The 14317-nt window shown below is 72.1% G+C and carries 14 protein-coding genes and 1 tRNA gene; 5 read left to right on the forward strand and 10 right to left on the reverse strand.

Annotated elements, in window-relative coordinates; all coding sequences use genetic code 11:
* The 9 genes from hpnE to KS423_RS21095 all read right to left on the reverse strand — a co-directional run.
* A partial coding sequence (gene hpnE, locus KS423_RS21055; RefSeq protein ID WP_224281119.1) for a hydroxysqualene dehydroxylase HpnE occupies nucleotides 1-1351 on the reverse strand: 1351 nt, incomplete at its 3' end.
* A 127-nt stretch (nucleotides 1352-1478) separates the two neighbouring features.
* A complete protein-coding gene (gene hpnD, locus KS423_RS21060) occupies nucleotides 1479-2336 on the reverse strand; it encodes a presqualene diphosphate synthase HpnD (RefSeq protein ID WP_224281131.1) in 858 nt (285 codons plus the stop codon).
* A 41-nt stretch (nucleotides 2337-2377) separates the two neighbouring features.
* Entirely contained in the window at nucleotides 2378-3340 is a 963-nt protein-coding gene (hpnC, locus tag KS423_RS21065) for a squalene synthase HpnC (protein WP_224281120.1), read from the reverse strand.
* Nucleotides 3341-3633: 293 nt separating this feature from the next.
* Nucleotides 3634-4443, reverse strand: coding sequence for an ABC transporter ATP-binding protein (locus KS423_RS21070; RefSeq protein WP_224281121.1), 810 nt, complete (start codon nucleotides 4441-4443; stop codon nucleotides 3634-3636).
* Nucleotides 4436-5377 carry an ABC transporter permease gene (locus KS423_RS21075; RefSeq protein WP_224281122.1) on the reverse strand — a complete coding sequence of 314 codons (942 nt, stop codon included), beginning with the start codon at nucleotides 5375-5377 and terminating at the stop codon, nucleotides 4436-4438. The genes KS423_RS21070 and KS423_RS21075 overlap by 8 nt, the downstream gene beginning before the upstream one ends.
* Nucleotides 5378-5530: 153 nt before the next feature.
* Nucleotides 5531-6418: a glycosyltransferase family 2 protein gene (locus KS423_RS21080; protein ID WP_224281123.1), complete on the reverse strand. Its 888-nt coding sequence runs from the start codon at nucleotides 6416-6418 to the stop codon at nucleotides 5531-5533.
* A 17-nt stretch (nucleotides 6419-6435) separates the two neighbouring features.
* Nucleotides 6436-7173, reverse strand: a complete 738-nt coding sequence (locus KS423_RS21085; RefSeq protein WP_224281132.1) for a CDP-alcohol phosphatidyltransferase family protein — start codon at nucleotides 7171-7173, stop codon at nucleotides 6436-6438.
* 91 nt (nucleotides 7174-7264) lie between these two features.
* Nucleotides 7265-8326, reverse strand: a complete 1062-nt coding sequence (locus KS423_RS21090) for an iron-containing alcohol dehydrogenase family protein (RefSeq protein ID WP_224281124.1) — start codon at nucleotides 8324-8326, stop codon at nucleotides 7265-7267.
* Nucleotides 8314-9069: a sugar phosphate nucleotidyltransferase gene (locus KS423_RS21095; RefSeq protein ID WP_224281125.1), complete on the reverse strand. Its 756-nt coding sequence runs from the start codon at nucleotides 9067-9069 to the stop codon at nucleotides 8314-8316. The genes KS423_RS21090 and KS423_RS21095 overlap by 13 nt, the downstream gene beginning before the upstream one ends.
* Before the next feature lie 533 nt (nucleotides 9070-9602).
* On the opposite strand from KS423_RS21095, the gene idi reads away from it, so the two are divergent.
* Nucleotides 9603-10253 carry an isopentenyl-diphosphate Delta-isomerase gene (idi, locus tag KS423_RS21100; RefSeq protein ID WP_224281126.1) on the forward strand — a complete coding sequence of 217 codons (651 nt, stop codon included), beginning with the start codon at nucleotides 9603-9605 and terminating at the stop codon, nucleotides 10251-10253.
* A gap of 9 nt (nucleotides 10254-10262) precedes the next feature.
* Here the strand turns inward: idi and KS423_RS21105 are convergent, their stop codons facing one another.
* Complete coding sequence (locus KS423_RS21105; protein WP_224281127.1) at nucleotides 10263-10682, reverse strand: ATP-binding protein; 420 nt, start codon at nucleotides 10680-10682, stop codon at nucleotides 10263-10265.
* A 512-nt stretch (nucleotides 10683-11194) separates the two neighbouring features.
* Between KS423_RS21105 and KS423_RS21110 the strand changes: the two genes are divergently transcribed.
* The 4 genes from KS423_RS21110 to KS423_RS21125 form a co-directional block, all read left to right on the forward strand.
* A tRNA-Leu gene (locus tag KS423_RS21110) sits at nucleotides 11195-11279 on the forward strand.
* A 316-nt stretch (nucleotides 11280-11595) separates the two neighbouring features.
* On the forward strand, nucleotides 11596-13242 hold the full coding sequence (locus tag KS423_RS21115) for an APC family permease (protein ID WP_224281128.1): 1647 nt from the start codon (nucleotides 11596-11598) through the stop codon (nucleotides 13240-13242).
* A gap of 240 nt (nucleotides 13243-13482) precedes the next feature.
* A complete protein-coding gene (locus tag KS423_RS21120) occupies nucleotides 13483-14022 on the forward strand; it encodes a DUF6624 domain-containing protein (RefSeq protein WP_224281129.1) in 540 nt (179 codons plus the stop codon).
* A gap of 111 nt (nucleotides 14023-14133) precedes the next feature.
* Nucleotides 14134-14317: aldehyde dehydrogenase family protein (locus tag KS423_RS21125; protein WP_224281130.1), on the forward strand; the 184-nt coding region annotated here is incomplete at its 3' end.

Consider the following 14317-nt stretch of genomic DNA (forward strand, 5'->3'; position numbering starts at 1 on the left):
GACCGCTGCGTACGGCCCCCTCCATGGTCGCGGGCCAGCCGGTGGCCGTCCACGAGCCGGCCAGCAGCAGGCCGGGAACCCCGGTGCGGGCCGACGGGCGCAGCGCCCCGTTGCCCGGGGCCGGGTCGAAGGTCGCGGTGCGCTCCCGGGTGACGAAGAAGTCCAGCACCTCTGCCTGGGCCGCGGCCGGCAGCAGCCGGCCCAGCTCGGGCAGGTAGCGGCGGCGCAGCTCGGCGACCGGCAGGTCGATCTCGTCCTGCACGGCGGACTGCGACAGCGCCAGGTACTGGGCGCCCGGGTGGGCCCGGCCCAGCCCGGTGGCGGCCAGGCCGGAGTGCGCGGTGCGGTCGAAGACCCACTGGACCGGGGAGCCGAGCGCGGCGAAGAACGGACGGCGCAGCACCTTGCGGTCGTAGACCACGTGCACGTTGAGGATCGGCGCGGTGCCGAAACCGGCCAGCCGCTCCTGCCCGGGGATCGCGTTCGGCGGCAGCAGCGCGGCCGCGCTGTCCTGGGCGCCGGCCAGCACGACGGTCTCGGCGGTGAGCAGCTCTCCGCCCTCCAGCCGGACGGCGTGCTGCGGCGCGGCCGGCTTCAGCTCGGCCACCCGGGCCCGCAGCAGCACCCGGACGCCGGCCCGTTCCAGCTCGGCGAGCGCCCGGTCGTGGTGGATCGTGCCGAGCGGGACGGCGGCGATGCCGATGTCCGAGGCGCCCGGGTCGGAGAGCAGGCCGGTCTTGAACACCATCCCGGCGAGCGCCATCGAGACCTGGTCGGCCCGGGCGTTCAGGGTGGCGACGCCGACCAGGTCCCACAGGGCGGCCTGGGTGGCGGCGTTCTGCCCGTTGCGGCGCAGCCACTCGCCGAAGGAGACCCCGTCCAGTGCCGGGTCGGCGAGGTCCAGGCGCTGCAGGGCGAGCGCGCCGCGGACCACCCGGACTCGGTCGGCCGGGGACAGGTGCGGGTAGCGGGCCAGGCTGTCGGCCAGGTGCAGCGGGACGGGCAGGCCGGCCCGGCGCAGTCGGCCGAGGGTGCGCACCGGGGCGGCCTCGGGCCCGGTGACGGAGAGCACCGGGATGTCGAGGCGGTCCTGGAGGTGGACCAGCCGGGTGGCGCCGAGGCGCTCCAGCAGGCCCCGGTAGGCGGTGCAGCAGCGCAGGTAGACGTGCTGGCCGTTGTCGACGGTCAGCTCGCCGCGCCGGAAGGAGAAGGCCAGGCCGCCGAGCCGGGGCCGGCCCTCGGCGAGGGTGACCCGGTGGCCCGCCTCGGCGAGGCGCAGTGCGGTGGTGATCCCGGCCAGGCCGCCGCCGACCACGACGGCCGCCGGGCAGGCATCGGCTCGCCCGGTCATCGGCCCTCCCCCTCGCAGTCGGTGGACCGCCCGCAGGCAGTCGCTGAAGCCGGTACTCGTTCGGTCAACACGGAACTGCCCGCTCGTGATTCCCCGCTGACACAGCGTGACAGAACTGTCGCGAGAATCAAGAACGCCCCCCGGCGAGCCCGGAAAGCGCCACGTACGCCTTCTCCCAGCCCGGCAGCGAGACCCGGCCGCGCAGCACCGACTCCGGGTCCGCGGCGATCCGGCCGAGCAGCCGGTGGTAGATCCCGGCCATCGCGGCGGTGCAGGCGCGGCTGCGGCGGTCGAGCATCGGCAGCAGCCGCAGCCCCTCCTCGAAGGCCGCCTGGGCGCGGGCGGCCTCGAAGGCCACCAGGCCGGTGAAGTCCGCGCCGAGCGGCGGCTCGGGCAGTGCGAAGCCCTGCTCGCAGCCGAACCGGACCAGGTCCTCGGCGGGCAGGTAGGTGCGGCCGTTCAGGGCGTCCTCGCGCAGGTCGCGCAGGATGTTGGTGAGCTGCAGCGCCAGGCCCAGGGTGTCCGCGTAGCGCGCCCCGAGCTCCGGGTCGTCGCAGCCGTAGACGCCCAGCGAGAGCCGGCCGATCGCGCCGGCCACGCACCGGCAGTAGACCTTCAGCTCCTCGTAGGTCTGGTACTCGGCGCCCTTGAGGTCCATCTCGACGCCGTCGATCAGCTCGTCGAAACCGCCGAGCGGGATCGGGAAGCGCCGGGCCGCGTCGGCCAGGGCGACCTTGATCGGGTCGGTGTCGTCCTCGGCGACCACCCCGGAGCGGACTTCGTCCACCAGTTCCCGGGTGCGTAGCAGCGCCTCGGCCTTGCGGTCGTCCGGGAGGTCGCCGTCGCCGATGTCGTCCACCCGGCGGGCCAGGGCGTACAGGGCCGACATGGCCAGCCGCTTGGGTTCGGGCAGCAGCCGGATGCCGTAGCTGAAGTTGCGCGCCTGCAGCCCGGTGACTGCCTCGCAGTACCGGTACGCCGCCATGACCTGGGCCGGCGCCAGTGGTGATGCCGCCACTCGGGCGTTCACCTTCCCTTCGCGAAGATGGCCGCCGCCTTCGCTGCGAGGCGGCGCTTGTCCGGCTTCGCCTGCTGGGCGAGCACGTCGTACCCGGCGTCCTCGACGGCCGCCAGGGCCGCGTAGCCGCCTGCGGTGAATCCCGCCAGGAGCAGTCGAAGCCTCCCCCGAACCGTACCCACCAATGGTGCGCCGCGGTCGAGCAGGGTGCGGGCCCGCTCGGCCTCGAAGGCGATCAGCTCGCGCACCGCGCCGTCGGCGGAGGGAGCCGCGAGGTCGGCCTCGGTGACGCCGAAGCGGGCCATGTCCTCGGCGGGCAGGTAGATCCGGCCGTGGGCCAGGTCCTCGGCCACGTCCTGGAGGTGTTCGACCACCTGGAGGCCGCTGCACACGGCGTCCGAGAGCTCGATCCGCTCGGGGGTGGAGACGCCCGCGATGGCCAGCACGAGGCGGCCGACCGGGTCGGCGGAGAGGGTGCAGTAGCCGATCAGGTCGTCGAAGGTGGCGTAGCGGGTGGTGGTCTGGTCCACCCGGTTGGCCTCGATCAGACGGCGGAACGGCTCGGGGGTCAGGCCTCGGCGGTCGACCAGCGGGACGAGCGCGCTCATCAGCGGGTGGCGGGGGCGGTCGGCGCCGGCCCCGGAACCGCCGGCGGAGCGCAGTGCGGTCTCGAAGACCCGGTCGAGGTCCTGCTCCAGTCCGTCGAGCAGGGCGAGCCGGAAGGCGGTCTCCTGCGGAGTCGGCGGGCCGGACTGGTCCGAAGGGGTGGCGGGGGGTGTCTGCTCGACCCCGAGCAGGCGGGCGGTGGCGGCCGGGTCGGCCAGGTCGCCGTCGCCGGTGTCGTCGACCAGGCGGGCGAAGCCGTACACCGCCATCAGGTCGTCGCGCCAGGCCGCGGGCAGGAAGAACGGGGCGACCGGGAAGTTCTCCGCGCCCGCCTTCTCCAGGGTCTGTCCTACGGAACCGTTCACCGGCGTATCTCTGGGCTGGGCCGAAGCCGACACTGCTGTCACTCCCCCGTTCTACACCGCTTGGCACGACCGGCCCGACTCGGACACGCGTCCGAGCGCGGGCGTCACGCACGGCACACCGCCCCCGAGACCACCAGGCTGACACGCCCGGGCGCGCCGGAGAAGGGCGCACCACCCGGAGCACCGGGCGCTCACCCCCGCGGCGGCGGACCGCCCGGAGCGCCCGAGGCGCGGGCAACGCCAAGGGCCGGCCCCGGAGGATCCGGAACCGGCCCCTGTGTGAGTGACGAGGACTACGGTCGCTCGCCGCGCTCGTAGCGGCTGACGACCTCCTCGGTGGGACCGTCCATGACCAGCTCGCCGGCCTCGATCCATATCGTCCGCTCGCAGACCTCGCGGATCGAGTTGTTGTCGTGGCTGACGAGGAAAACCGTACCGGCGGACTTGCGCAGCTCGTCGATCCGCTTCTTGCTGCGCTGCTGGAAGGCCTGGTCGCCGGTGGCGAGGGCCTCGTCGATCAGCAGCACGTCGTGGGTCTTCGCGGCCGCGATCGAGAACCGCAGCCGGGCGCCCATGCCGGAGGAGTAGGTGCGCATCGGCAGGGAGATGAAGTCGCCCTTGTCGTTGATGCCGGAGAAGTCGACGATGTCCTGGTAGCGCGCCCTCACCTGGGCGGGGGTCATGCCCATCGCCAGGCAGCCGAGGGTGACGTTGCGCTCACCGGTGAGCTCGTTCATCAGCGCGGCGTTGACGCCCAGCAGCGAGGGCTGGCCGTTGGTGTAGATGCCGCCCTTCTCGGTCGGCAGCAGGCCCGCGATGGCGGCCAGCATGGTCGACTTGCCGGAGCCGTTGGAGCCGATCAGGCCGACCGCCTCGCCCTTGTACGCGGTGAAGCTGATGCCCCTGACCGCGTGCACCTCGCGCACGCCGGCGGCGCGCTTGCGGCTGATGATGCGGCTCAGCGCCGAGGTGGCGCTGCCCTTGCCGGAGCCGGCGCCGTGCACCTTGTAGACGATGTGCACGTCGTCGACGACGACGGTGGGCTCGCGGGCCACGTCCGCGCCCGGGACGGTGTCGCTGATGCTCAGGTCGATGTCAGCCACGGCCGTACTCCTCCTCGGCCTTCCAGAAGAAGACGTATCCGATGACGAACATGCCCACGCCCCACCCGAGGCCGTACACCCACAGGTGCGGCGGGAGGGTCTGGTGCACCGGCTGGTGCGGGTTGTAGATGACCGGCGCGAAGGCGTGCCGCAGCAGGTCCATGTAGACCGACGCCGGGTTGGCCGCCATCAGCGTCTGGATGTAGTGCGGCCAGTGGGTGATCTTGTCCTGGATGCTGAACATCACACCGGACAGGAACATCCAGGCGCGCATCACGAACGGGATCAGCTGGGAGATGTCGCTGGTCCTGGAGCCGATCCGGGCCATCACCAGCGAGATGCCGGTGTTGAAGAGCGTCTGCAGGAGCAGCGCCGGGATGATCAGCAGCCAGGTCCGGCCCGGGGTGATGCCGGCGGCGAGCACGGTGACGACCAGGACGACCATGGAGATCAGCAGCTGCTGGAGCTGGATCACGGTGAAGGCGATCGGGAGGCTGGCCCGGGGGAAGTGCAGCGCCCGGATCAGCCCGAGGTTGTCGGAGATCGCCCGGGTGCCGGCCTGCACCGCGTTCTGGGTGAACTGGAAGACGAAGACGCCGATGCACAGCCAGGCGATGTAGGTGTTGTCCGGGAAGCCCTGCTTGCTCGCCAGGATCACGCCGAAGACCAGGTAGAACACCGCGCAGTTGAGCAGCGGGGTCACCACCTGCCACAGCTGGCCGAGCTTGGCGTTGGTGTACTGGGCCACCAGGCGGGCGGTGGCGAAGGCCCAGATGAAGTGGCGCCGGGCCCAGAGCTGCTTGGAGTAGGCGAACAGGCCGGGACGGGCACCGCTCACCGCCAGACCGTACTTGTCCGCAAGCTGCTTGGGGGTCAGGCCCGCGTCCGCCCCTCTGGGGGCCGAGAGGCTGACGGGTTCACTCACTGTCGACACATTCGTCCTTCATGCGGGATCGGTCGGGGCGGCCGGTCGGCGGGGTCCGCCGGTCGTGCGCCGAGGGGATCCACTGGGATCTCGGGGAGCCGGCCGGTGTGTGGGCACCGGCCGCAGCGATCGATCATTCGATGCGGATGCCATCAGATGCGATCAGATGATCGGTGGTCGGCCCAGCCTGGTCAGTCGCCAAACGGTACGCCACCGCATGGGCCGCCGCGGACCGCAGGGTTCGCGCCAGCCCGCCCGGAACCCGCCCCACCAGGCCTTCAGCGCCTCCGGGGAGGGGCGGCGGGCCAGGGTCAGCAGGAACCAGGTTCCCAGATAGAGAGGCACCAACAGGGCCGGAAGGTTCCGCCTCGCGAGCCAGACCCGGTTGCGGGCCACATTGTGGAAGTAGCTCGCGTGGCGGGCGGGCGAGGTCGTGGGGTGGTGCAGCACCACGTCCGCCCGGTAGTCGATGGCCCAGCCGGCGTCCAGCGCGCGCCACGCGAGATCGGTCTCCTCGTGGGCGTAGAAGAACTCGGCGGGCAACTGCCCGGCCTGCTCGAACACCTTGCAGCGCACCGCGCTCGCGCCGCCCAGGAAGGTGGTCACCCGGGACGAGCGCAGCGGGTCGCTGGCACGCAGCCGGGGGACGTGCCGGCGCTGGGTGACACCGGTGTCCGGGTCGGCGATCCGGAAGGAGACGATGCCCAGCTCCGGGTCGGCGGTGAAGGCCTCACGCAGCAGGCGGGCCGAGTCGGTGCGCGGCAGGTTGCCGTCGTCGTCCAGGAAGAGGACGGCGTCGACCTCCGCGCCGTCCCGGCCGAACAGCTCGATGCCGACGTTGCGACCGCCCGGGATGCCGAGGTTCTGCGGCAGTTCGACGCTGCGCACGCCCTCCGGCAGCGGGGGCAGCTTCACGCCCTGGCCGACCACGGCCAGCTCGACCGCCGGGCCCTCCTGGGCGCGGACGGCCTCGATCAGGGCGTTGAGCTCGGCGGGCCGGTTGCCCATGGTGATGATCACGGCACCGAGGCGGAAGTCCTCCGCGGTCATTCGCTCGCTCCGCTCGCTCATCGCAGCCTGCTGGAGAGGACGATGCTCAGCAGGTGCAGCACGGTCTGGAGCATCGCGATCGCCGCCAGCACGACCACCGCGAGCCGGGTGAAGAGCAGTCCGCCGTGCACGACGTCGGCGATGCCGGCGGCCAGGATGAACAGCGAGGCCTCGACCGCGCCGACCAGGCGGTGGAACTTCAGGAGGGAGGCCGCCCGGCGGGCCTTGGCGACGGAGGCCGAGCGCGGCACCGAGGCGCTGTCCTCGACGGCCGTCATGCCGCTGCGGGCCCGGGCCACGTCCACCAGGTCGGTCTCGGACTTGATCAGGATCGCGCCGAGCGCGGCCAGGGTGCCGAGGAACGCCCACTCCCAGTGGGAGCCGCCGCCCTCGCGGTGCAGCAGGTCGGTGGCGCGCAGCCCGAGGCCGGTCAGCAGGGCCGCCTCGGACATGTAGTGGCCGACCCGGTCCAGGTAGACGCCGGTGAGCGAGGTCTGCCGGCGCCAGCGCGCCACCTCGCCGTCCACGCAGTCCAGCAGCAGGTAGACCTGGATCAGCAGGGCGCCCAGGACGGCACCCGCGATGCCCGGCACGATCAGCGCGGCACCGGCCAGGATGCCGGTGAACATCATCAGGTACGTCAGGCCGTTGGGCGTGATCGCCGTCACGGTGGAGAGCACGCGGGTGATCCGCAGCGAGATCTTCCGCATGTACAGGCGTCCGGCCCAGTGCTCGGCACTGCGGCGCTGGAGCATGCCCTCCGGGTGGATCACCGCGCGCAGCTCCTCGATCGAGGGCCGGCGGGCCAGGTCCACCGGGGGCCGTTCGGCGCCCGCGGTGGAGGGGTCAGCTGTTGACGGCTTGGACATAGTCGGCGTACGCGTCCCTGATAGCGGAAGGGGAGAGGTCGAGGTGTTCGAGGATGGTGAAGCGCCCCGGGCGGGTGTTCGGAGCGTAGTGCACCGCCTCGGTGAACTCCGCCTCGGTGAAGCCGATCTGAGCGGCGGTCACCGGCAGTCCGTGGCTCGCCAGGCGCTCCACGATCAGACCGGTCAGCTCACGCTCGCCCCGCAGGAAGCTGGCGAAGGCGGCGCCGAGGCCGACCTGCTCGCCGTGCTGGGCGGACCGCTTGGGATACAGCACGTCCAGGGCATGCGAGATCTCGTGGCAGGCGCCCGACGAGGGCCGGGTGCTGCCCGCGATGTTCATCGCGATGCCGGACAGTACCAGGGCCTCGGCCAGCGCCGTCAGGAGGTCCTGGTCCTGAGTGCTTCCCGGGTGCCGCAGCAGGTTCTCGCCCGCCGAGCGGGCCATCGCCACGGCCAGCCCGTCCACCCGCTCGCCGGTCACCGCGTGCGACAGCTCCCAGTCCGCGCACGCGGAGATGTTGGAGACGACGTCCCCGATGCCGGCCGCCACGAAGCGCGGCGGCGCCTGCCGGATCACGTCCAGGTCGACGATGATGCCGATCGGGCTGGGCACCCCGTAGGAGCCCCGCCCCGCGTCGTTGTCGAGGGTGGAGACCGGCGAGCAGATGCCGTCGTGGGCCAGGTTGGTGGCGACCGCGACCAGCGGCAGGCCGACCCGGGCGGCAGCGTACTTGGCGGCGTCGATGATCTTGCCGCCGCCGAGGCCGACGATCGCGTCGTAGTGCCCGCCGCGCATCTCCTCGGCCAGCCGGACCGCGCTGTCCAGGGTGCCGTCGTCCACGTTGTACCAGTCGGCGCCGGGCAGGGCGGGCTCCAGGCGGCGGCGCATGGCCGCGCCGGAGCCGTTGCTGATCGCCACCGCGATCCGGCCCGAGGCCGACAGCCGCTGGTCCGCGAGGATGCCGCCGAGCGTGTCCAGCGCGCCCGGGCGGATCTCGACGAACAGCGGCGACGGGACCAGCCGGGTCAGTACTGGCACGCGATCTCCCGCGCCTTCGCCAGGTCGTCGTGGTTGTCGACCTCGACCCAGGAGACCTCGCCTATCGGCTGCACGTCGATCCGCAGGCCGCGGTTCACCATCTCCTGGTAGCCGTCCTCGTAGTACAGCTGCGGGTCGCGCTCGTAGGTGGCGCGCAGCGCGTCGGTCAGGTCGGCGGCGGCGGACGGGTTGATCACGGTGACGCCGATGTACTCGCCGGTCGCCTCGGCCGGCTCCATCAGCTTGGTGATGCGGCGCATGCCGGTGGCCGGGTCGACGACGACCTTCATCTCCTCGTCGGCGAGCTTCTTCACCGTGTCGAGGGCGAGCAGGATGCCCGGGGCGGTGCCCGCGTCGGTCAGTCGCCGGTTGCCCTCCAGCATGGTGCGCTGGACGGAGGCCGGGTGGACGGTGTCGCCGTTGGCGAGCAGCAGGCCCTCGGCGAACAGCTCGCGGGCGCACCACAGCGAGTAGGCGTTGTTCCACTCCTCGGCCTTGTCGTTCTCGACCAGGTGGAGCTTGACGCCGTACTTGCTCTCCAGGGCGTCCTTGCGGTCGTACACCGCCTCCTTGCGGTAGCCGACGACGATCGCGGCCTCGCGCAGTCCGACCTCGGCGAAGTTGCCGAGCGTGAGGTCCAGGACGGTCCGTTCCCCGTCGACCGGCACCAGCGCCTTGGGCAGGGTGTCGGTGTACGGGCGCAGCCGGCGGCCGGCGCCGGCTGCCAGAACGAGGCCGATCATGCGGGTCTCCTGATCCGTCGTGCTGTGCGCGGGGCCGTGCCGGAGGTCGACGGCGCCACCATTCACTCGGACCGGCGTTCGACCGGGCCGGGTGGCGGCGCGCCGGTGCCGGCACAGATCCGGGCACCGTGTCGTATGTGATGGTAGGCGACCAGGGCGACCGGCCAGCACGCACCCGGAGGCCCGGGGGCGGCGGGCGGGCGGCAGTCGGGGTGGCGGTGGAGCGGCCCGGGGGCCGCACCGCCTCCGCCCGGAGGGCGCCCCCGGCCGGTCGAACGGGCCCCGAACACACACCGAACGGTTCTGCGAATTCCGTGACCCTTGTGGGGGCTTCCCGGCCCCTTCTCTGCCCGGTTTCCGACTCCTCCGGGTCATGATCCGTCCGGTTGTGCGTGGGACCCCTGTCGAGTGCCACCCATACGGCAGACTGGAGCCCGACGTCGGCGCCGGTGCCCCGCTGTGTCCGCCACACTCCGCCCGGTGCGTCGGAGACACCCGATGCTCCCGTTGCTCCCGCTCCCGAAAGAGGCCCCATGCCCCAGAGTCTGCCGACCGACCCGACGCACTTCGCCGCCGAGATCGACACCGGTCTCCAGAAGACCGATGTGACGGCCGATCCCCGGGCCACCGGGTCCGCGCCCGCCGGAGCCGAGATCCTGCTGGAACTGGTCGACGACGAAGGCGTCACGATCGGCACCGGCGAGAAGCTCTGGGCCCACCAGCAGCCGGGCCGACTGCACCGGGCCTTCTCGGTCTTCCTGTTCGACCGCCAGGGCCGGCTGCTGCTCCAGCGCAGGGCCCTCGGCAAGTACCACTCCCCCGGCGTCTGGTCGAACACCTGCTGCGGCCACCCGTACCCGGACGAGCCGCCGTTCGTCGCCGCCGCCCGGCGCACCGCCGAGGAGCTGGGCGTCGCACCGGCACTGCTGTGCGAGGCGGGCACCGTCCGTTACGACCTGCCGGACGAGGCGTCCGGGCTGATCGAGCGGGAGTGGAACCACCTGTTCGTGGGACTGGTCACCGCGCCGGTCGAGCCGGACCCGGAGGAGGTGGACGACTTCGCCTTCGTGACCGCGCAGGAACTGCGGGAGCTGCGGGCGGAGCGGCCGTTCTCGGTCTGGTTCGAGACGGTCTTCGAGGCCGCGCTGCCGGGCATCCGGGAGATCGCCGGGCGGGACTGGTAGGCCGGCCGCTCAGCGGCCGGGCTCCGGAGGGACGGGCAGTGAGGCCCAGATGACCTTGCCGCCCTCCCCCGTGCGTTCGACGTCGCACACCCCGCCGGCCTGCAGGGTGACGCTCTTCACCAGCAGCAGGCCGCGCCCGCCGGTGCGCCCGGTGTCGTTCTCCAGCGCCTTCGGCCGGTACGGGTCGCCGTCCTCGACCGCCACCCGGACCGAGGCCCGGCCCACCGACAGCTCGGTGACCACCTCGGGCGACAGCTCGGCGGCGTGCGTCACCGCGTTGCTCACCAGCTCCGAGACGATCAGCAGCAGGTCGTCCACCAGCTCCTGGTAGCGCAGCCCGGTCATGCCCTGGGCCAGCAGGCGGTCGCGCACCGCGTGCCGGGTGAGCGGCACCGAGGCCTCGGCGGCGGGCACGGGAAAGCGCCACACGCCTTCGACGGGGCCTCCGGAGGCCGTGGTCCCGCCCGTCCCCTCCTCCCGCCTGCCGCGTCTCGGTTCGGCTTTCGCCGCTCCGCTGATCTGCTCCACGTCCAGCCGCCCTTCGTCCGCGACCCGGGAATCAGGCGATCCGCTTCATGGCGCCCTCGGTCCACAGAGGCTAGGAGAGCCGCCGCGGCGGCCGTGGCACCGTCGACAAGTTGCCCGTGTCGGACCGGTTCCGGCCGCAACCGACCGCGGGCGGTACCGGAGTCGACCGGTTCCTTCGCGGACACCACCGGTTCGGGCCGGATTCGAGCGCGTTCACAGGCCGTACCAACCTGTGCGGACGGGTGCGAGCGGGGTGGGGGCCGGATGCCGCAGCCCCACGGGCCCCGGAGCGGCCCGACCAGGATGTCCGGTGGCGCGGCCCCGAGGAAGCGCAGGTGAGAAGCACTCCAGAAGCCTGGTAATGTTCTCTCTGTCGCCGAGGGGGCGAGGAAAACCCCCGAAGCACACACCCCGTCCGGGTGGCGGAATGGCAGACGCGCTAGCTTGAGGTGCTAGTGCCCTTTATCGGGCGTGGGGGTTCAAGTCCCCCCTCGGACACAGCCTAAATTCCCCGTGGGAGCCGAAAGGCTCGCACGGGGAATTTCGCTTTTCCGAGCCGCCCTCTTTCCCCGGGCCGGCCCTGACCGCCATCCCGACCACCGCCCTTCCGGACGCTGCGGCGTCGGCCTCCTCACCGGTTCGTACCGAGCCGGAAGCCGGACACGAGATGGCAACAATCGGACGGTTTGAGCTTCCTCTGAGGTATTCGCCCGTTTTCGGACCATAGGCTGCTCTCCGTTTGTCCGAAATAGCGGCTCAAAATCGTAAAAACACCGACACCACCCGATGAACCACGAGCGAGAGGACCGATACGTTGAGTGAGCCTGAATCGTCGACGGCATCACACCAGAACTACCGCCGATCGCTCGGCACCATCAGCCTGACCGCGGTCGGACTGGGGTCGATCATCGGCTCCGGGTGGTTGTTCGGTGCCGAGCGGGCCGCCAAGCTCGCCGGCCCCGCCTCGATCCTCGCCTGGGTGATCGGTGCCGCGGTGGCGCTGACCATCGCGCTCACCTACAGCGAGCTGGGCTCGATGTTCCCCAAGGCCGGCGGCATGGTCCGGTACGGCCAGTACTCGCACGGGTCCCTGGCCGGCTACCTGGCCGCCTGGGCCAACTGGATCGCCATCGTCTCGGTCATCCCGGGTGAGGCCACCGCCTCCGTGCAGTACATGAGCTCCTGGCACTTCGGCTGGGCGCAGGGGTTGTACGACGGCAAGGAGCTGACCCTCAGCGGCGTGGCGCTCGCCAGCGTGCTGCTGGTCGTCTACTTCGTCCTCAACTGGTTCGCGATCACGCTGTTCGCCAAGACCAACACCGCGATCACCGTCTTCAAGGTCATCGTTCCGACGGTGACCGCCGGTGCGCTGCTCTTCGCGCACTTCGACTCGGCGCACTTCACCGACCACGGCGGCTTCGCGCCGAACGGCTGGAGCTCGGTGTTCACCGCCGTCGCGGTCTCCGGCATCGTCTGGGCCTTCAACGGCTTCCAGTCCCCGCTCAACCTGGCCGGCGAGGCCCGCAACCCCGGCAAGTCGCTGCCGAAGGCCGTCATCGGCTCGATCCTGATCGCCCTGGTGATCTACGTCGCGCTCCAGATCGCCTTCCTCGGCGCCATCCCGGGCAGCGACCTCGCCCAGGGCTGGAGCAACCTCTCCTACACCTCGCCGCTGGCCGACCTGGCCATCGCCTGGGGCCTCAACTGGCTGGCGATCCTGCTCTACGCGGACGCCTTCATCTCGCCGTCCGGCACCGGCATGATCTACGCCGCCACCACCTCGCGCATGATCCACGGCGTGCAGGAGAACGGCCACCTGCCGAAGGTCTTCGGCAAGGTCGACGCCAAGACCGGCATCCCGCGCCCGGCCCTGCTGCTCAACCTGGTGGTCGCCTTCCTGTTCCTCGCCGTCTTCCGCGGCTGGGGCTCGCTGGCCGAGATCGTCTCGGTCGCCACCGTGATCTCGTACATCACCGGCCCGGTCGCCGTGATGGCGCTGCGCCGTCTGGCCCCGGACCTGCCCCGGCCGGTCCGGCTGCGTGCCATGCCGGTGATCGCCCCGATCGCGATGGTGTTCGGCTCGCTGGTGCTCTACTGGGCCCGCTGGCCGCTCACCGGCAAGGTCATCCTGCTGATGGCCGCCGGTCTGCCGATCTGGGCCTGGTACGAGCTGCGCAAGCCGTTCGCCGAACTGAAGCCGCACCTGAAGGCGGGCGCCTGGATGGTCGCGTACCTGTTCGTGATGGCCGGCGTCTCCTGGGCGGGCAGCGCCGACTTCGGCGGGCACGGCTACCTGCCGGAGGGCTGGGACCTGCTGATCGTCGCCGCGATCGGGCTGGCGTTCTACCGCTGGGGCGTCGCCAGCGCCTGGGCCAACCCCTCGCTGGCCGCGGTCCGCCAGGAGATGGCGGAGGCCGAGGGCGCCGCGCCGGCCGACGCCTCGGAGCGCTCGCGGGTCTGAGGCGCGGACGAGCGGAGCTCATGAGCACACGGTGAAGGGCCGGTCGGAATCCTCCGACCGGCCCTTCGGCGTCCGTGGGGAGCGTGCGCGACGCGCTCCGTTCCCGGTGTGCATCCATTCTGCCGTGGCGGGCACCCCCGGGTCGCCGTCTTCGGGGATGATCTTCGTCGCGATTTCCGCGCCTAGCGTGGTGGCAGGCGGTCCTCGGCAGGAGGGCCCGGGCGCGAGGAGCGGATCGGCATGGCGCAAGCACGGCGGCAGGACGGCGGACCCGGATCGGCACCGGCCGCAGAGCTGAGCGGGGAACTGACCGGGATGATGGCCGAGGACGGCGCGGCCGCCCGGCTGGCGAACAGCCCCGACCTGGCCGAGCAGGCGGCCTGGCGGCGGCTCACCGCCCGGCACGGGGACCGGCTCGCGGAGATCATGGCGGCGCACGGCTGGCCGACCGAGCGCACCGTCGGCCCCGAGGCCGCCCGGGCGGCCTGGCTGGTGGCGCAGCACGCGGACCGGCAGCTCGATGTCCAGCGGCGGGCGGTGGCGCTGATGGGCGAGGCCGTCGCGCGGGGCGAGGCGAGCGCCCGCGACCTGGCCTTCCTCCAGGACCGGCTGGCGGTCAACGAGGGCCGGGAACAGCGCTACGGGACGCAGATCGGCGCGGTGGCGGACGGCCGCCCGGTGCCGTGGCCGTGCGAGGAGCCGGAGCGGCTCGACGAGCGGCGCGCGGAGGTCGGCATCGAGCCGTTCGACGAGTACACCGCACGGTTCGCTCCGAGGTAACCGCCAGGTCCGCCGGTCCGGATTGACTCTTGCGCGCGGCCTCCCGCGCCGCATTGACTGACCTTCGACCAGCGCCGCTGGTCAAGGCCTGGGCGGATGAGAGGACGATCGGTGCGGCAGTACGCGGAGTACAGCGACCAGTACATCGACGGCGAGTGGCGGCCCTCCGGGGACACCGGGTCGATCACCGTGCTGAACCCGGCGACCGAGCAGGTGCTGGCCACGGTGCCGGCCGGCGGCGCGACCGACGTCGACGCGGCGGTGACGGCGGCCCGCCGGGCGGCCCGCGGCTGGG

The sequence above is a fragment of the Streptomyces sp. LS1784 genome, assembly GCF_020103755.1.
In the GTDB taxonomy this organism is placed as follows: domain Bacteria; phylum Actinomycetota; class Actinomycetes; order Streptomycetales; family Streptomycetaceae; genus Kitasatospora.